Origin of the sequence: Clostridium sp. B9, assembly GCF_050509515.1 — a bacterium.
Taxonomy (GTDB): domain Bacteria; phylum Bacillota; class Clostridia; order Clostridiales; family Clostridiaceae; genus Sarcina.
This window is the reverse complement of record NZ_JBNWKA010000003.1, coordinates 660,166-678,879: the sequence shown is the minus strand read 5'-3', so window position 1 is coordinate 678,879 and position 18,714 is coordinate 660,166. Positions and strand designations below refer to the sequence as shown.

Here is an 18,714-nt window from a genome sequence, read left to right as displayed (position 1 = left end):
CTATTTAAATTTAAGTGTAAATCTCCGTTAAATTAATAATTTTAATACATGTATTATTTTGACAAAGAAATTCACTCTTATATAAAATATATGTAGTTTATTCGTATTATAGAACAAAAAAGGAATCATAAATTAACTTTATGATTCCTTTTTGTTTATTATTAATTTTATTTTAATTTTCAATTATTTATAAAACAACTTCAATTCTATATTAATTTTGTAACTATATCCCTTGTTTCTATTATACACTTCTTTGTATCATCTATATTATCTCTTACTATTCCTAAATAAAGGACATCTATAATACTTAATGCAGAAACTCTAGATGCTATTGCCCCTAATCTGAATTCTTTTTCTTCATTTGGTATGTTAAGGCATATATCAGAAATCTTAGATAATGTACTATTTCCATTATACCTTGTTATTGCAATAATTTTAGCCCCTTTTTCCTTTGCTTCTTTTATTGCTAAATTCACTTCTTTTTTATCTCCACTATAGCTTATTGCAATTGCTATATCATTCTTATCAATCATTGCAGCTGTGGATAACTGTATATGAGAGTCAAAATTATATTCAACATTTTTTCTAATTCTTAGAAGTTTATATTGAAAATCAGCTGCAATTAAACCAGATGCTCCTACTCCATACAAGTATATTTTATTTGCTTTTTTTATCCAATTTATAGCTTCTTCTATATCATTATAATTCATAAGATTTTTTGTTTTTTCTAAAGTTGCAATATCTGATGCTATAGACTTTTTAACCATTATTTCTATGCTATCAGTATCACTAATCATGTCATTAATATCCCAAGTTTTATCTTTTTCTATATTCTTAGCAAGTTCTAATTTTAAATTTATAAATCCTTTAAATCCACATTTTTTTGAAAACCGTATTATTCCGGCTGGTGATGATTCAACTTTCTTCGCTAATTCTTTAGCTGATAATGTAACTATTTCTTCCTTATTTTCTATAACGTACTCTGCTATTTGCTTTTCTTTTTGAGTAAAATGTATCATGCCCTGTTTAATTTTATATAAACAATTCATTTTTGTTAACTCCCTTTTATAAAATTTGCTACAACTTGTACTATAATTAATAAACTATTTTAAAAGAGAAATTTCTACCCCCAAGTATATTTCCTAAAAGACCCAAATCTTCTTTAATTACTCTTGCAACTAAATTCGATTTTGAATCTAAGTAGCATTCATTTTTCACTAATTGAATCTCTCCCATGTATCTTCCGTAATTTAAATTATCTATTGTTATATCTCCTGATTTCCTTAATCCATCTTTTTTTCCATCGTCATTTATAATATTATCTTCTAAATAAGCTCTACTTTCATTTGTTCTAATAACATCCCTAGCTTCATCTTGTCTAGCCGTATACTTCTTTTTTAATAATTCTAATGAAATTTCATCATCAGTTAAAATCTCTATTCTTAAGATAATTTCTTTTTCATTTCCTGCTAAATTTAAAGATTCATCTCTTCCTATATACCGATTAACATTATTATTTAACACTTTAGTATTTTTACTTACTTTTGTTAAACTTATAATTTCCTTAGAGCTTGGTAGTGAATCACCTATAAATATATCATCACATCCTAAAGCATAAAGTTCCGTTTCAGCTATTGAAACATGTAATCCTCTATGATCTTCTAAGGTTGGAAGCCCCTCTTTAAATGTACTTCTTTTCCTATTATTACTTTGAATAAAAGCCCCAATCCTAATTTCTTTACTCTTTAATATTTCATTACAAGCTACCATATGCTCTATAGATATTCCCGTATCTTTTCTTGGATAAAAATTATGAAGTGCCTCTATATTTTTAAAATCAGCATTATTTTCAACTAACTCATTAATAATCTCTTCGCTGACTGTAGATGCATTTATCTGAATTTTTATTCCATATTTATTTTTACTTAAATTAGCTATCTCTTTTGAAGTATATCCGTAGTCTATCCTTATAGTGCGTATACCAATATCTATTAAACTTAATAAATCCATATTATTTAACCCTAAAAATTCAAAAGTTTTTGGAGATACGTCACAAACTACATCCATATTTAACTTTTTAGCTTCAACTAAAAATTCATTGATTTCTTGCTTTAAAATATCATAATTGGCTTCAGGTATATGTAATGATGTAAAAATCCTTTCGTATCCAAAACTTCTTGCCAGTCTTAATAAACCTAAATTTTCTTCTCTAGTATTATCTAACCCAAAATATATCGATATGCCTAAACTCATCCTTCTCAACTCCCTAAATACCTTAAATATATTTTTAGCTTTCTCTAGTTATGATATTTAAATAAAATAAGCTAATATCGCAAATTAATAAAAAACTTACAAATAAAATCCTAGAATAACTATCTTTTGTAAACTCTATAGTTATCCTTTTCATACTATTTGTAAGTTTTATTTTAAAATTATTTTTAATATATATCCTACGTAAAAAACTATATACTACTTAGTGCCTTTGCTACATATCCCTCACTTTTTTTCAATAACTCCCTAGCCTCTTCTTTGCTTAGCTTAGATAATATAATTAATATACTTAGCTTAATATCAAATTCAGTATCACTTAATACTTTTTCAGCTTCTTCTCTTGAAGAACCTGTTGCTTCCATAACTATTCTTTTGCTTCTCTCTATAAGCTTTTCATTGCTTGCCTTTACATCAACCATAAGATTTTCATAAACCTTACCAAGCTTAATCATTACACCTGTAGAAATCATATTTAAAATTAACTTTTGAGCTGTCCCTGATTTCATTCTAGTAGAACCTGTAATAGCTTCTGCTCCTACTATTGGTGATATTTCAACCTTTGCTTCTCTAGCTATTAAAGAATCTTTATTACATGCTATTGAAGAAGTCAGTGCTCCAACTTTATTAGCATATCTTAAAGCACCTATTACATAAGGAGTTCTTCCTGATGCAGCTATTCCTATTACTATATCATTTTCATTTAAGCTTATTTCTTCTAAATCTTTAGCTCCAAATTCTTCTGAATCTTCTGCTCCCTCTTTAGATTTAAACATAGCAGAATATCCACCAGCTATTATACCTTGTACAAGCTCACTAGAAACACCATATGTTGGTGGACATTCTGAAGCATCTAAAACACCTAGCCTACCAGATGTTCCTGCCCCTATATAAATCAATCTTCCACCTAATTTCATTCTTTCAACAGATAAGTCAATAAGTTCTGTAATTTTAGAAATTTCTTTCTCAACAGCTAATGGAACTATTTTATCTTCATTATTTATCATCTTAAGCATTTCAATAGTTGAAACTTTATCTATATTCATAGTATTTAAATTTCTATTTTCTGTTGTTAACTCATTCAAATTAACTCTCATAAACTCTCCATCCATTTTTTACTATATAAACATTATATTACCAAAGAAATATAATTTCAATATAATATTAAAATTACTAAAATTAAATTTCATATAACTCAATAGGTAAATCATCTGGATCACTAAAAAAAGTGAATTTTTTCCCTGTAAATTCATCTATTCTTATGTCTTCTACAGGTATATCTTTCTCTTTTAAGTAAGCCACTTCTTTCTCTATATTAGTAACCTCAAAAGCCAAATGCCTCAGTCCACATGCTTCTGGATAGCTTGGTCTTTTAGGTGGATTCTTAAATGAAAATAATTCAATCTGTGAATCTCCAATTTCTAAATCTAATTTATATGATTCTCTTTCTTCTCTATAAACTTCTCTTATAACTTTTAGACCCAATATATTAACATAAAAATTCTTTGATTTCTCATAATCTGAAGCTATTATAGCAACATGATGTATCTTTTCTAAATTCATTTATACCACCTACTGAAAAATTATTATTCATGAGTTCCATGAACTACTTTAAAGCCTTCTTTACTCAAAATTTTCTCATGCTTTTCATAGTTATCGCACTCTACCTTTATACACTTAGAGATATGTATTCTTTCAACTCCATTTTTCTTTAATTGTTTAACCTTATGAATCCAATTTTCTCCCTCTACTAAGGTATCTTTACACCCACAGCAATAAAAGAAACTAGCTAAATCCTCTTTATTTTCTCCATACTCAGTAAATGCAGCTGTTGAAGTATTATAAGCTTTAAAACAGCCTGATGCTGCACACTTTCCAATCATTTTTCTGCATGCCATTATTGCTATACTCATATAGTCTCCTCCAATTTTGTTGTTTTTTAAATTATAACATAGGATTAATTTATCTATAAAAATAAGATAGACGATATATTAAAATAACTATTTCATATATCGTCTATCCTCATATATTATGAATTTATGAAAATTTAAAGTGGTGACTTAATTACATAGCTGCTTTAAATATAGCTATTATTTCTTCTAAGCTAGCTTGTTTAGGGTTTGTTAATCCACAAGCATCCTTTAATGCATTAGTTGATAAAGTTTCAAAATCACTTTCTTTTACTCCTAAAACATTAAGACCTTCTGGGATTCCAACAGTTTGTGATAATGATTTAATCATATCTATGCAAAGATCAGCACCTTGCTCATCTGTTAATCCGTCTATATTTCCACCCATTATTTTAGCTACTTTAGCTAATCTCTTAGCACTTACAGCTTTGTTATATTCCTGAACATGAGGTAATAATATTGCATTACATACTCCATGAGGTAAGTTGTAGAAGCCACCTAATTGGTGAGCCATAGCATGTACATATCCTAAGCTAGCATTATTAAATGCCATACCAGCTAAATATTCAGCATAAGCCATCATATCTCTAGCTTCTACATCTTCTCCATTTTCAACAGCCTTTACTAGATACTCACTTATAAGCTCTATAGCTTTCTCTGCACAGGCATCAGTTATTGGTGTAGCTATTGTTGAAACGTAAGCCTCTACTGCATGAGTTAAAGCATCCATTCCTGTAGCTGCTGTTAATGATTTTGGCATAGCAAGCATTAACATTGGATCATTTACTGCTATTATTGGAGTTAAATGCTTGTCTACTAAAGCCATTTTTATATGTCTTTCTTCATCTGTAATGATTGCAAATAAAGTCATTTCACTACCAGTTCCAGCAGTTGTATTTATTCCTACCATTGGTAATTGAGGTTTTTTAGATTGATCTACTCCCTCATAATCTTTTATCTCTCCACCATTAGTTGCTAATAAGGCTATTCCTTTAGCACAGTCGTGAGCTGAACCTCCACCTAATGAAATAACGAAATCACAGTTATTTTCTTTTAATACTGATAATCCATCATTAACATTTTTAACTGTTGGGTTTGGTTTAGTCTCATCATATATTGCAAATTCAATGTTTTTACTTTCCAAAACATCTGTTACTTTTTTAACTATCCCTATTTGTCCTAAAACTTTATCTGTTACGATTAAAGCTTTCTTAAATCCTAATTCTGCTACTTGATTACCAGCATCCTCTAAGCAGTTTGCTCCCATTAAACTTATAGCTGGCATAAAAAATTTATAACTCATATTCTTTTCCTCCCGTGTATGTCCCTCTCAATTGAATTCTCAACCTCTGTTTATCATCTGTTGTAACTCTATTTTATTCCTATGTTAAAAATTTAACTAATCTATTTTTTTAAAAAATATCTCATTTTTAATTTTACGAATTGACAACGTATACTTTACTTTTATATTATTTATTATGAGGTGAATTTATGGACAGATTTGACAGACAGCTTGAGTTAGCAAATGGTATAGAAACTGAGTATTTAAGAATTCTGTACTACACCTTTGACAAAAACTATAGTGATACTTATAGATCTTATGAATACAAAAGATTATGCACAATAGTCGATGGAGAAAAAAATGTAAGAATAAATGATGGAGAAAGTTTTACTTATGATTCTTCTCAATATATGCTACTTCCTCCTAATTCAAGTGTAGAAATGAAGATAGAAAAGCCAACAAAGGCTTTAGTTTTAGAATTAAATGAAGATTTAATAAATAATGTATCTGAAAAGATAAGTTATGATTTAGATTTTGATATTACAAAGATTAAAATGGAGCAACCTTTCTTTAGTGCTAATAATGAATTAATAGAATTAACTACTAAGAGAATTGTTGAAACTGCAAACCAAGATACTAGTCATAAAGAATTTTTACTTGATTTATATGCACAAGAAATTACATATAGCCTACTTAATACGAAGGGAGCACAAGAAATTCTATCTAGTGATTTAAATAACCCTATAAAACGCTCTATTCAAATTATGAAAGCAAACTTAAAAAATAACATAACAGTATCTGAAATTGCTTATAAATTAAATATGTCTCTACCAAACTACTCTTCTAAGTTTAAGAAGCTTATTGGAATGACACCTAATGATTATTTAAAGAACCTAAAGCTTGATGAGGCTAAAAGACTTCTTAGGACAAAGTCAGTTACTGAAGTTGCTTATGATTTAGGCTATGAAAACATATCCCACTTCATAACCCTCTTCAAAAAGAAGTTTGGCCTAACCCCTAAACAATACTCACTAACAAACTCTAAAAGTGAATAAAGGACCTTATATTTAAAGCTGTATAACGAGTTTTGCTCATTATACAGCTTTAAAATATATTTTAAAGTTTTATTACCTCTACTTTGTATCCGTCTGGATCTGTTACGAAGTAAAATGTTGCAGCACCATCTGAAAGACCTTTGATTGGTGTTACTTCATAGCCTAAAGCTAAATGTCTTTCTCTTTCAGCTTCTATATCTTCTACTCCAACAGCTATATGGCTGAATCCATTTCCTAAGTCATATGGAGTTTCTTGATCGTAGTTATAAGTTAATTCCACCTCATACCCATCTTCTTTATCTGATAGATATACTAATGAGAATTTATATTCTGGATAATCCATTCTTCTTGTTTCTATAAGACCTAATGCATCTTTATAAAACTTTAAAGATTTATCTAAGTCCTTTATTCTTATGCATGTGTGTAACATTTTACTTGCCATTTTAAGCCCTCCTAATATTAAAAGCTATTATTTTTCACTCTAAATTTTATAAGCTTTATTACATATTATCATCTACAGCCTTATATTTCTATAATATAAATAAAGACTTATAATCTTAATTCATATTATTTTTTTCTGTATTTTTTATTCAGCATATTTTTCTTGTAACCTAAAGAGCTCCTTTGCTTTTTTATATAAAACACCTTACTAAAGGTTTATCAATTACTTTTTAATGAATAATAGAAACTCTTTACTAAATTAATTCTAAATCACTACTTAACTAAAAATATATCTAAAATTTTCAAAATTACTATCCTAACCTTATAACTCTTTAACTATGAATTTCCTTAAGGTGAACTTATACATTACAAATGTTATTACTAAAGCTACTACTATCAGTAGTCCTGTAGCCCATATTAATACTGAATTCATATCTATATTAATTGCTGCCCCATACTTTTCAAAAAACTTTGACCCTACTGAAAAGAAAAGTGTTATTACAAAAAAAGGTATGGTTCTAACATAGCTAACATAACTGCTTTCTGGATATGCTAAATCCATTCCAAGTGAAATAACTCCATAAATTTGTGATACTAAAAAACATAACCCCATTGTACTTATTGAAATATTAAGCTGAATACCTAATATTATTGAACTTACTCCAATCATCAACAAATTAACGATTAAAAATATTCCATAAATAAATGATGGCTCTAAAAATCTACTTATAACTATTTTCTTTGGATTAATAGGAAGAGATCTTAATAACTTATTTGTTCCTGCTCCTTTATTGGTATTTTTAGCAATAATCCAATTTATACATCCCATGGAAGCTATCAACAGATAGTATCCTAATATAATATTAGGAATCCCTCCTACATCATCAAGTTCTCCTGTTTTAATAGCCATGAAAAATGGCACATATATTAATAGTCCTCCTAATGATAAAAATATCAATACAGACTTAATACTTCTTATATCTCTTAAAATTAAAGTCTTCATCCTATCTCTCCTCCTTTTTACCATAGATGATTAATGATATGATGAATGATATGATGAAAATTATTATTCCCATTATAAAGCAGTATAAGCTTGTGTATTTTTGAAATAAAAACCCCAATTTCATATTTTGTATTCCTGTGAAGAATCCTACACTCCCAAACATTGATACAATAACAAATATAATATTAACAACTCTAAAATATTTATAACTTATAGCTATATATATTGGTTGAGTTACTGCCATATATATTAATTGAACAGTTATTGTTGATAATACTATTCCAGAAGTTATTCCCATATTATGCCCTGTAGTCTTTGCAATTACAAAGCTTATTAAAATCAAAGTAACATTTACTATAAATATATAAATTAAATTAGTTATATATTTAGCACCTACATAGTCAATTGGTTTTACAGGAAGCGATTTTATTCCCTTTGTGAATCCATTTCTTTTTTCATACTCAATTGGAATTATCATAAGATAAAACACTACGAATATTCCTGCTGGATATAAAAATTCAACCCCATAAATAGCACCATAAGATATGCCTAGGAAAGCAAAAACTAAAATCAAAGTTTTTAAGAATTTCTTTTGTATAAAAAAATCTAATGCTATTAAATTTTTCATACTAATTCACACCTCTCTTTGAATAATAAACAACAATATCATCTAAAGTCGCCTTTTCAAAAATAACCTTATCCCCACATATCTTTCTTACTTTACTCATATCGCTTGTTAAAGCCTCAAAGTTATATCTACTCTTTCTAACTCCAATTAACTCTTTCTCTAGCTCTTTACTTAAGTCATCTAAACCTCCCTTAACAACCATATATTTTTCTAATAATAAATCTTTCTCCATAGAAAATTGAACCTTTCCTCTATTTAAGAAAGTTATATAATCAGCTAATTTTTCAAGATCTGTTGTTATATGAGTTGAATACAAAACTGATACCTCTCCATTTGCTATTATTTCAAATAAAATATCAAGCATTTCACTTCTGAATACTGGGTCCAATCCTGATGTAGGCTCATCTAAAATTAAAAGCTCTGCATTATGAGAAAGTGCTATTGCTAATGAGAATCTCATTTTTTGTCCTTTAGATAGCTCTTTAACCTTTTTCTTATCATTCAACTCAAATTTATCTAAATAACAATTAAATTTTGCCTCATCCCAATTTGAATAAAATGAAGCTATTACCTTTTTATTTTCTTTTATTGTGAAATCTTCAAAAGCACAACAATCATCATAAACAAATCCAATTCTATTCTTTATCTCAATTTCATTTTCTTTCAAACTTTCTTCAAAGACCTTTATTTCTCCACCATCTAAACGTACTAAGTTCATTATGGCCTTTATAGTAGTTGTTTTACCTGCTCCATTTGGCCCAATAAGCCCCATAACAAACCCTTTTGGTATGTTAAAACTAACATCTTTTAATTCAAATTCCTTATAGCTTTTAGTTATATTTTTTACTTCCAAAGCATTTTCATAATTTTTCATGTAAACAACCCTCCTTAAACTTCCTTTAATGTTTCTAAGATTTTTACTAACTCCTGAAAGTCCAATCCAATACTGTTTGCAATATCTAATGCTTCACTAAACTTCTCTTCTATCTCTCTAAGCTTTTCTTCTATTAAAAGCTCCTTGTTTTGTTCAGCTACATATGATCCTTTTCCAGGTAAAGTATATATAAATCCCTCTCTCTCTAGCTCCTCATATGCCCTTTTTGTTGTAATAACACTTACTCTAAGCTCTGATGCTAAACTTCTTATTGAAGGTAATGAAGAATTTTCTTTTAACGCTCCTGATAAAATCTCATTCTTTATAGCTTTAGATATTTGTTCATATATGGGTACCCCTGAAGTGTTTGAAACAATTATATTCAAAATTCCACCTCTCCTCCGTGTATATACTGTATATATTCTTTATATACAGTATATACACCTTTACCATTTAGTGTCAATATATTTTTCAGTATTTTACAAAAAAATTTTAAAATCAAAAAGGAGCTATATCAAAATAAGTTTTGATATAGCCCTAAAACAAAAAAAGAGGCACACACTGTGTACCTCTTGTAGACTATGTAATATATTATTTATTTTCTTCTATTAACTCTTCAATTTTACATTTGCATCTTGCTCCGCAGCAAGCACCTTTTCCTGCTCCAGTTTTTTCTCCAACAGCTTCAAATGAAAGAGCTCCCTCTTTGATAACCTCTACTATTTTCTCTTCTGAAACACCTTTACATAAACAAACATTTGACATAATTAAAATCTCCTCTCATTAATAGTTATTTATCATAATCAATTTTTATTCTCTATTAATAATTATTATTCTTTACGAGATAATAATATCAAATATATATAAATATTGCACTCTACATTTTAGTTTATTTCAGATTGTTTTAGTCATATATAAATATATTTCCTCTTTTATTCTATAGTTTTCTCTTTAAAGCTATCAATTCCAATTCTATCTATAAATTCTCCAAGCTTTTCTCCTGGATTAGCTTCATTTTTATAAACCTCAAAAACCTTATCTACTATTCTTAGAGCTTCTTTTTCATCTATATCTTGTATAAGTATATCTGCTAACCTAGGATTGTAACCTGCTGAGCCACCTACTGTTATCATAAACCCAGTTTTATCTGCTATTACCCCAACATCCTTAGAATGCACACTACCACAAGCATTTTTACACCCAGCTACTCCAATTTTTGTTCTACAGGGCATATCCATATGTTTATACTTATTTAGTAATTTCATACCTATTCCTATAGTATTATACTTTGATCTTTTACAAAATCCTGCTGGACACATTTCTACATTTTTAACTGAATTTTGTTTTTTTACAGCTGGTTCCATGCCAAGTTCTTCCCATATTTGAGGCAAATCCTCTCCTTTAAGATTAGTTATAAGTAATCTTTGACCTGAAGTAATTTTTATTGCTCCATTATACTTTCTAGCTACTTTCGCTATTTTTTCTAATTGTTCTGGAGTCACAAATCCACCTGGTATATGTGGTGTTATTCCAAAAGTTCTTTTTCCATTTCTTATTTTTTGTAGGTTTCCATAGTGAGTTCCACTAACCATATTAGGTATTCCTATTCCTATCTTATCCATAACTCCTCCTAAAAATTTATATCTTAATTTTACTATATCTCAAAAGTGATTTTATTAATCTAAAATTCTTTTATAATTTAAAATAAATTTTATATAAACATATCTTAAAATTTATCTTGCACTTTTAACTATTATATACCAAATTTATTGAAATATAAGTAACTTTAGTTACTTATAAATAATAATCAAAATACTGCTAAGTAATTTTTTGCAAAATTAAGGACTCCAGGCTATATCTGACCTAGAGTCTTTATATTAAATCACTTACTCTTATTTGCTAATATTTATTTACAAGCTGCTGGACAAGTAACTAATGCAGGATCTATATTCTTATCTGCTGCTAATTTCTCAGCTGCTCCAACCATAACGTTAGCTATTGAGTTTTCTTTATTTGCGTATGCTGGTAAGATTGCGCTGAATAATTCGATTTTCTCAGCTATATCAGCTCCACCTTTAACTAATTCTACAACTCCGCCTGGTCCACAGAAGAAAGCTGCCATACAATCTATTATACCTGATTCTGCTTCTAAAATAGCTTGAATTGATTCTTGATCTGATAAATTCGCTGGTACTGGTGGGAATGCCATAATATTCCATCTCCTCTTTAAATTTATTTTTTATTTCTAAAATTATTTATATAAATATTTTTCATTAAAATTTCTTATTAATTATTGACAATAACTACAATCGAATCCGCCGTTTGTTCCACCTTGGTCGATTATTCCTTTATCTACTACTAAAACTTTAGATGCAGCTGATAATATCTTAGCTATTGTACATTCTTTACAAGCCATGATATTTAAAATGTTTGACATAGCTGTAAGTTGGTTTTCTGGAGTATCTCCACTTGCTAATATATCTACTACGAAGTCATTACAATATAAATCGTTTAATCCTTGAAGGATACTAGCTTCTGATTCTATAATTACGTCTATTGATTGTTGATTAGTTAAAACCGGTGGGTTTGCTGGATATGCCATCGATTATTCCTCCTTAATTTTAGGTTTTTTTATTTTGTTTTTCTTCATAATACATAGTATTGCATAACCCCTTTTTTTGTTACACAAAGAAAAAAAGTTTTATCTTTTTTTGTAAAAAAGATAAAACTTTTGTCATACTAGAAATATTCGTAATTATAATTATGACTCTAAATCTGATATTAAGCCAAATCTAGTCATTTTTCCGTCTTTTAATTCTATAAATTTATCTGCTAATGCCTTCGCATCACTTCTATCATGAGTTACAAATATAGATGTAATACCTGCCTTTAAAAGAATTTCTTTTATTTCCCCTCTTATTTTCTCTTGAAGATCTGCATCTAAGTTTGAAAAAGGTTCATCTAGTAAAAGAACTGATGGTTTTGGAGCTATTGCTCTAGCTATTGCCACCCTTTGCTGTTGACCACCACTTAATTCATAAGGATATTTATCTTTATGTTCTAGTAAGTTAACAAGTTTAAGCATTTCTATAGCTATTTCTTCTTTTTCTGACTTACTCTTTCCTTTTAATCCATATTGAATATTTTTCTTAACAGTCATATGAGGAAATAAGGCATAATCTTGAAAAACCATTCCTATTCCTCTATTTTCAGGTTCAACAAAACTATTATTAGAACAAACTACTTTTTCTCCAATCTTAATAGTCCCTTTATATGATTCTTCTAGCCCTGCTATTATTCTAAGCATTGTACTTTTTCCGCTTCCACTTTCACCTAGAATAGATAGAATCTCACCTTTTTTTAAACTCATATTAAAATTATCTATTGTATCCACCTTTGCATTAGGATACTTAAAATGTAATTCTTTTATCTCAATAAACATATTATGCTTCCTCCTTGTCAGCAACCTTATATAAAACATATATAGCTACAAAACTAACAAAAACTATTATTAGAGATGGTATTGCTGACTCTGGTATCATCTCATCATTTGCATATTCAAAAACCTTTGTTGATAATGTATAGAAATTAAATGGTCTTAAAGTTAAAACTAAAGGTAATTCCTTTATAATATCAACAAATGTTAAGGCAAAAGCTCCTAAAATTGCTGGTTTTAACATATGTATATCAACTTTGAAGAAAGTCTTAGTAACTCCATAACCTAAAGTTCTTGAAGCTTCAGTAAATTTATTACCTATCTTTTCAAATCCACCTTCGATATTTTGATACCCTATTGCTAAGAATCTTACCACATAAGCAAATACCAACATTATTATGCTTGTACTTAAGGCAAGTCCTTTTATTCTGTTATCAATATCTACAAAGAATAAAATCATAGTTATTGCAACGACAGCACCTGGAATTGAATACCCTATTAAGGTTACTTTTGCATATATTTTTGATAATAATCCATTTCTAGTTCTCACATAGTTTGCAACTATTAAAGCCATAATAACTATAAGTAAACTGCATCCTGCTGCAAGCATTACCGAATTAAATATCATACTTAAAAATTGGCTATAATATATATTCTTATAACTTACAATTGCCCAAGCTATCATTTGCATTACAGGTATCATAAATCCTATAGCAAATATTATTATCACATATGATGTAGCTAAAACCTTAGCCCACCCTGTAAGTTTTTTTCTCTTTATAGGTCTAACTTTTGTATTTGTAAAACTATATTTTCTTCTTCCTCTTAAAGCTTTTTCTCCAGAAAGAAGTATAAATACTACTGCCATAAGTATTCCTGCTAATCTTATAGCCGAATCAACATCACCTAATGATATCCAACTTTTAAATATAGCTGAACTAAATGTTTGTACACCTAGATATGATACAACTCCATAATCACTTAAAACTTCTAAAGCTACTAAAGTAGCACCAGCCACTATAGCACCTCGACTTACTGGCATTATAACTCTAAAGAATATTTCTATAGAATTACTTCCTAAAAGCCTAGCACTCTCTATTAATCCTGCTGATTGTTTTTCTAAAAAAGCTCTAGTTACCATATAAACATATGGAAATAGGAATAATGTAAATATAAAGATAGCTCCTTCAACTGACATAATATCAAAATACTTTTGGTCAATCTCTAGTCCTAAAGTATTTCTGAAAAATCTCTGTACTACTCCAGTATAACTAACCATCCCTGCATAAGTATAAGCACCTATATATGGTGGTATTGCTAATGGAAGTATCAAAGCCCATCTAAAAAACTTTCTAAATGGAAAGTCATAAGCTGAAACAAGCCATGCTAGGGTTACCCCTATAATCACTGTTAATAAAACTGTAAAGACAACTACTATTATAGAAGTCATTACATAGTCTTTTAATAAATATTCCTTTATGTGATACCAGGTTTTATTTGGTTTCTGAAATAAATGAATAAGTATATCTATATTTGGAAGTACAATCATCAAACTGATGATTGTACTTAAAATTGCCCATCCATTAAATTTAATTTTTTTCATTATTTCCATCCTACTTGGTCAAAGATTAATGTAGCTTCTTGCTTAGACTCCCCTAAAGTCTCATAGTTTAAATCTTGAACTGTAAAGTCTCCCCATGATTTTTGTAATTCACTCTTTCCTACTGAAGGATTTAAAGCAAATTCTCCATTTTCATCAACATATGCTTTTTGAGCTTTCTCTTCAGTTAAGTATTCTAATAACGCCACAGCATTTTCTTCATTCTTAGCACTCTTAGTTACTGCACCAAAGCTTAAGTTTAAGTGAGTATTTTCTGGGAATAAAACTCCTATTTCCTTACCAACTTTAGCTTCTTCCGCATCTGATGAGTTTATCATTTTTGAAATATAGTATGAGTTCATTATTCCAACATCACCTATACCAGCCATAATAGCCTTAGCTTGGTCTCTATCATTTCCTTCTGGTTTTCTAGCAAAGTTATTAACCATACCTTGAGCCCACTCTTTAGCCTCTTCAGCACCATCTAATTGAATAAATGATGAAAGTAAAGCTACATTGTATGATGAGCTTGAACTTCTAGTTAAAACTTTTCCTTTAAATTCTTCCTTAGTTAAATCTTCATATGTTTTTATTGTTTCTGGATTTACTTTATCTTTGTTGTAAACAATTATTCTTGCTCTTGAAGTTAATCCAACCCAATCTTTCCCTCTATATTCTTCTGGTATATTTCTATCAATTTTCTCTGATGTTATTTCTTTTATTAAATCTTTTTCCTTAAGTTGTGCTATATTCTCAGCTCCTACAGTTAAGAATACATCAGCTGGTGAATTTTCACCTTCTCTTGCCATTCTTTCTATAAGTTCATCACTCTTACCATCAACTAAATTTACTTTTATTCCAGTATCAGCTTCAAAGTCTTTAAATAATTGCTTGTCTACATCATAATGTCTTGATGAATAAACATTAACAACCTTATCTCCCGATTCACTTGTTCCTTCTTGAGCTTCAGCATTTTTAGATCCGCATCCAGCTAAAACTCCCATTGATACTATAGCAGTTAGTGCTAAGGCTAATAATTTCTTTCTTTTTAACATTTTCTCGTCCCCCTCGACTTTATCTTTATGTAAATTAAAATTTCTTCAAAATTTATTAAGTTAATGATATCGATTATCATTAATAATGTCAATGATTTTCTTTATTAATTAATATAAATTTTCACTTAGTACACATTATTGGTTATTTTTTCTTTTATAATTCATTTTTACCAATTCCCTCTTTTGTAACTTAGTCACTTAACCTAATTATAAATTTTAATATAATTAAGCCATAACTTAGCTAAATACATGGAGGTTTTTTAATGAATACAACATCACAAAGAAAATTTATAAAAAAGAAAGCATTTGTAGACACTTCTCTTTGTGTAGCTTGTGGAGCTTGTACTAAAGTTTGTCCATTAAGTGCTATAACCATAAATAAAGGAATTCATGCAGAAATAGATTTAAATAAATGTGTAGGTTGCTCAAAATGTGCAGGGGAATGCCCTGCTTCAATAATCGAAATTAATGAAAGTGAAGCTATATAAACTTTATTTTAAGTAAGTGTTGATTTTAGCTAGCCCCTCAGACTTACTTAATTTCACAAAGAGTTTCTATTATCTATTCCAAAATAATAACTAAGGCTTTTAAACTCGCTATCGCTCAAACAGAAAAAGCCTCTTAACGCTATTATTTCTCCATAGATAATGAAACTCTAAACTGCTCATTAAGATAGTCTTACTGTTCTATCTAAAATCAACAATAGTTTAAAACAAAGTCTAGAACTTTGATATACCAAACTTAGTTAATGGAAAAATAACTAATATTAATAAAAATAATTATTTAATGTAGAATTATAGGGGGATTTACATATGAAAAAGAAAAAAAGATTTAGAGATTATCTGTGGATATTATCAAGCTTATATTTAGTTCTTGGTCTGTTTAACATAATGTTTGCATGGCTTGGACTTATTTGCTTTGTTACTCCGCTTTTAATATCACTATTTGGTGGTGGAAAGAAGTATTGTAATGAATTTTGTGGGAGAGGGCAGCTTTTAAGCTTATTAGGAACAAAACTTAAAATCTCTAGAAATAAACCTATACCTCGTTTTTTTGTAAGTAAATATTTTAGATATGGTTTCTTAATATTCTTTCTATTTATGTTTTTTAATATGCTATTATCAACTTACCTTGTTTTTAATGGAACTAACTCATTAAAGGAAGTTATTACTCTACTTTGGACCTTTAAATTACCATGGAATTTTAATGACTTAACAAATGTAACTCCTTGGATTGCTCAATTCGCTTTTGGATTTTATAGTCTTATGCTAACTTCAACAATATTAGGCATTGTAACTGGTATTCTATATAAGCCACGTTCATGGTGTACTTACTGTCCAATGGGCACTATGACTCAAGGAATATGTATAGTAAAAAAAAATAAATTTTAAATATAACATTCTTAACAAAGAAAAAAAGTCTTGTGTAGATTTAATCTGCATAAGACTTTATATATATTTAAATAAGATTTGAGGCTATTATTATATAATATATAGTTATTACTCTAACTTCTAAGTAACTATAAATCCTATATATCTCCTTTTTATCCACTCCATACACCTTAAGTATAGTTAGTTTATAAACCATACTTACACTTCCATTTTATACCAAGAAAAATAATTTATAAATAGATTTTTTTGATTAAAACTATTAATTTTTTTACTTAATGAAATTTAAACCAAAACTTTAAAGGGCAATGAACTTTATTAGTTCATTGCCCTTGTTATTTACATATTAATTTTTTCTTTTAACTATTTAATATAACATCTGATTTAAAAACATTAGTTTGATTTTTCAAACAAATTTTAAGCTTTTCTATTCTCTTTTTATTTGTTTTACAAACTTGGAAAGAAAGATCATTATATTCAATCATTTGATTTTCATTTTGTGGGATTCTTCCCATTAGGTTAACCACAAAACCACCAATTGTCTCTATGTCTTGACTTTCTAAATTTAAATTCAAACTATCATTCAGCTTGTCTAATGATAATAAACCATCTACTAAATACGTGTTATTATCTATTTTATCTATGAAGTTTTCTGAGTCGTCATATTCATCTAATATATCTCCCATAACTTCTTCAATTAAGTCTTCTATAGTAACAATTCCAGAAAAACCGCCATACTCATCTATTATTACAGCCATATGTTGCTTACTATCTTGAAGTTCTTTAAATAAATCATCAATAACTTTATTTTCAAGAACAAAGTAAGCTGGACGTATTAATTGATCTAATTTGATGTTGTCCACTCCAACCTTAACAACAGCTTCAAAAAAGTCTTTTAAATAAAGAATACCTATTATATTATCTTTATTTTCACTATAAACAGGGACTCTTGAAAACTGTTCGCTTATAAGTTTTTTAGCTATAACATCATTTGGAGTTGAAGATTTTATTGCAAAAACTTCACCTCTTGGAGTCATAACTTCTTTAACAACTTTGTGGTCAAACTCAAATATACCATCTAGCATATCTTTTTCTGTTTTATCAATAACACCATTTTCTTGTCCAATACTAATCATAGACATTATTTCTGCTTTTGAAACTGTTTCTTCCTCTTCAGCTTTATTTAATCCAAATATCTTAATAAAGAAATTTGTTGAAGCTGAAAGAAGTTTTACAAATGGTGTAGATATTTTAGATATAAAAGATATTGGCTTTATTGCCATTAAAGCTATCTCTTCTGGCTTTTGTAATGCAATTCTCTTTGGAAGTAATTCTCCAAAAACTAAAGTTACATAAGACAAAAGCATAGTTATAAGTATAACTGATATTTCATTGCCATAGGGAATGTTTAGCTTGTTCATAAACTGAGCTAGAGTTTCTGAAATGCTAGTTGCTGCTGATGCACTGGCAAAAAATCCCGCAAACGTTATTCCTATTTGTATAGTAGATAAAAAGTTACTTGGTGATTTTAACACCTTTCTTAGTAAAAGGGCCTTTTTATTCCCTTTCTCTGCAAGCATTTTTATCTTTGACTTGTTTACAGATACCATAGCCATCTCCGCAGCTGCAAAGAATGCATTAATTAAGATAAGAACTAATATTAGAATAATTTTGGGTAAAATACTGGGACTCGGGTCCATCCTGAAATTCCTCCTCTAAAATAAATAATTTTTAGACCATAATACCATAAGAATACTTTTTATTCAATTATATA

22 protein-coding genes are annotated in these 18,714 nt (G+C 28.6%); 3 read left to right on the top strand and 19 right to left on the bottom strand.

Annotated features, from left to right (window positions below):
* Nucleotides 1-206 precede the first annotated feature (206 nt).
* The 6 genes from ACQZHJ_RS03135 to yiaY all read right to left on the bottom strand — a co-directional run bounded on the left by ACQZHJ_RS03135 (nt 207) and on the right by yiaY (nt 5,481).
* Nucleotides 207-1,049 carry a MurR/RpiR family transcriptional regulator gene (locus ACQZHJ_RS03135; protein ID WP_430484088.1) on the bottom strand — a complete coding sequence of 281 codons (843 nt, stop codon included), beginning with the start codon at nt 1,047-1,049 and terminating at the stop codon, nt 207-209.
* Nucleotides 1,050-1,095: 46 nt separating this feature from the next.
* Entirely contained in the window at nt 1,096-2,253 is a 1,158-nt protein-coding gene (locus ACQZHJ_RS03130) for a MupG family TIM beta-alpha barrel fold protein (RefSeq protein ID WP_430484087.1), read from the bottom strand.
* A gap of 209 nt (nt 2,254-2,462) precedes the next feature.
* The gene (gene murQ / locus ACQZHJ_RS03125) at nt 2,463-3,365 is read right to left on the bottom strand and encodes an N-acetylmuramic acid 6-phosphate etherase (RefSeq protein ID WP_430484086.1); all 903 of its coding nucleotides are present in this window, start codon (nt 3,363-3,365) and stop codon (nt 2,463-2,465) included.
* A gap of 82 nt (nt 3,366-3,447) precedes the next feature.
* Nucleotides 3,448-3,831, bottom strand: coding sequence for an SMU1112c/YaeR family gloxylase I-like metalloprotein (gene gloA2, locus ACQZHJ_RS03120; RefSeq protein WP_430484085.1), 384 nt, complete (start codon nt 3,829-3,831; stop codon nt 3,448-3,450).
* Nucleotides 3,832-3,854: 23 nt separating this feature from the next.
* A complete protein-coding gene (locus ACQZHJ_RS03115) occupies nt 3,855-4,181 on the bottom strand; it encodes a CGGC domain-containing protein (RefSeq protein ID WP_430484084.1) in 327 nt (108 codons plus the stop codon).
* Between the two features lie 151 nt (nt 4,182-4,332).
* Entirely contained in the window at nt 4,333-5,481 is a 1,149-nt protein-coding gene (gene yiaY, locus ACQZHJ_RS03110) for an L-threonine dehydrogenase (protein ID WP_430484083.1), read from the bottom strand.
* A gap of 188 nt (nt 5,482-5,669) precedes the next feature.
* Between yiaY and ACQZHJ_RS03105 the strand changes: the two genes are divergently transcribed.
* Complete coding sequence (locus tag ACQZHJ_RS03105) at nt 5,670-6,515, top strand: helix-turn-helix domain-containing protein (RefSeq protein ID WP_430484082.1); 846 nt, start codon at nt 5,670-5,672, stop codon at nt 6,513-6,515.
* Nucleotides 6,516-6,576: 61 nt separating this feature from the next.
* Here ACQZHJ_RS03105 and gloA read toward each other — a convergent pair whose 3' ends face one another.
* From gloA to ACQZHJ_RS03045, 12 genes are all read right to left on the bottom strand, one after another.
* Entirely contained in the window at nt 6,577-6,957 is a 381-nt protein-coding gene (gene gloA / locus ACQZHJ_RS03100) for a lactoylglutathione lyase (protein ID WP_430484081.1), read from the bottom strand.
* 321 nt (nt 6,958-7,278) lie between these two features.
* Nucleotides 7,279-7,959: an ABC-2 transporter permease gene (locus ACQZHJ_RS03095; protein WP_430484080.1), complete on the bottom strand. Its 681-nt coding sequence runs from the start codon at nt 7,957-7,959 to the stop codon at nt 7,279-7,281.
* Between the two features lies 1 nt (nt 7,960).
* Nucleotides 7,961-8,587 carry an ABC-2 transporter permease gene (locus ACQZHJ_RS03090; RefSeq protein ID WP_430484079.1) on the bottom strand — a complete coding sequence of 209 codons (627 nt, stop codon included), beginning with the start codon at nt 8,585-8,587 and terminating at the stop codon, nt 7,961-7,963.
* Between the two features lies 1 nt (nt 8,588).
* Nucleotides 8,589-9,461, bottom strand: coding sequence for an ABC transporter ATP-binding protein (locus ACQZHJ_RS03085; protein ID WP_430484078.1), 873 nt, complete (start codon nt 9,459-9,461; stop codon nt 8,589-8,591).
* A gap of 14 nt (nt 9,462-9,475) precedes the next feature.
* Nucleotides 9,476-9,847 carry a GntR family transcriptional regulator gene (locus ACQZHJ_RS03080; RefSeq protein ID WP_430484077.1) on the bottom strand — a complete coding sequence of 124 codons (372 nt, stop codon included), beginning with the start codon at nt 9,845-9,847 and terminating at the stop codon, nt 9,476-9,478.
* Nucleotides 9,848-10,052: 205 nt separating this feature from the next.
* Nucleotides 10,053-10,226, bottom strand: coding sequence for a (2Fe-2S)-binding protein (locus ACQZHJ_RS03075; RefSeq protein ID WP_430484076.1), 174 nt, complete (start codon nt 10,224-10,226; stop codon nt 10,053-10,055).
* 167 nt (nt 10,227-10,393) lie between these two features.
* Complete coding sequence (locus ACQZHJ_RS03070; RefSeq protein WP_430484075.1) at nt 10,394-11,083, bottom strand: NAD(P)/FAD-dependent oxidoreductase; 690 nt, start codon at nt 11,081-11,083, stop codon at nt 10,394-10,396.
* Between the two features lie 284 nt (nt 11,084-11,367).
* Nucleotides 11,368-11,670, bottom strand: coding sequence for a hypothetical protein (locus ACQZHJ_RS03065; protein WP_430484074.1), 303 nt, complete (start codon nt 11,668-11,670; stop codon nt 11,368-11,370).
* A gap of 81 nt (nt 11,671-11,751) precedes the next feature.
* Nucleotides 11,752-12,063, bottom strand: a complete 312-nt coding sequence (locus tag ACQZHJ_RS03060; RefSeq protein WP_430484073.1) for a hypothetical protein — start codon at nt 12,061-12,063, stop codon at nt 11,752-11,754.
* A gap of 159 nt (nt 12,064-12,222) precedes the next feature.
* Nucleotides 12,223-12,903 (bottom strand): ABC transporter ATP-binding protein, encoded by a 681-nt coding sequence (locus ACQZHJ_RS03055; RefSeq protein WP_430484072.1) that lies wholly within the window; start codon nt 12,901-12,903, stop codon nt 12,223-12,225.
* Nucleotide 12,904: 1 nt separating this feature from the next.
* Nucleotides 12,905-14,500, bottom strand: a complete 1,596-nt coding sequence (locus ACQZHJ_RS03050; RefSeq protein WP_430484071.1) for an ABC transporter permease — start codon at nt 14,498-14,500, stop codon at nt 12,905-12,907.
* Nucleotides 14,500-15,552, bottom strand: coding sequence for a Fe(3+) ABC transporter substrate-binding protein (locus tag ACQZHJ_RS03045; protein WP_430484070.1), 1,053 nt, complete (start codon nt 15,550-15,552; stop codon nt 14,500-14,502). Before ACQZHJ_RS03045 ends, ACQZHJ_RS03050 begins: the two co-directional genes overlap by 1 nt.
* 263 nt (nt 15,553-15,815) lie before the next feature.
* On the opposite strand from ACQZHJ_RS03045, the gene ACQZHJ_RS03040 reads away from it, so the two are divergent.
* Entirely contained in the window at nt 15,816-16,040 is a 225-nt protein-coding gene (locus ACQZHJ_RS03040; RefSeq protein ID WP_430484069.1) for a 4Fe-4S binding protein, read from the top strand.
* A 324-nt stretch (nt 16,041-16,364) separates the two neighbouring features.
* A complete protein-coding gene (locus ACQZHJ_RS03035; protein ID WP_430484068.1) occupies nt 16,365-16,943 on the top strand; it encodes a 4Fe-4S binding protein in 579 nt (192 codons plus the stop codon).
* Nucleotides 16,944-17,299: 356 nt separating this feature from the next.
* Here the strand turns inward: ACQZHJ_RS03035 and ACQZHJ_RS03030 are convergent, their stop codons facing one another.
* The gene (locus tag ACQZHJ_RS03030) at nt 17,300-18,640 is read right to left on the bottom strand and encodes a hemolysin family protein (RefSeq protein ID WP_430484067.1); all 1,341 of its coding nucleotides are present in this window, start codon (nt 18,638-18,640) and stop codon (nt 17,300-17,302) included.
* Nucleotides 18,641-18,714: the final 74 nt, after the last annotated feature.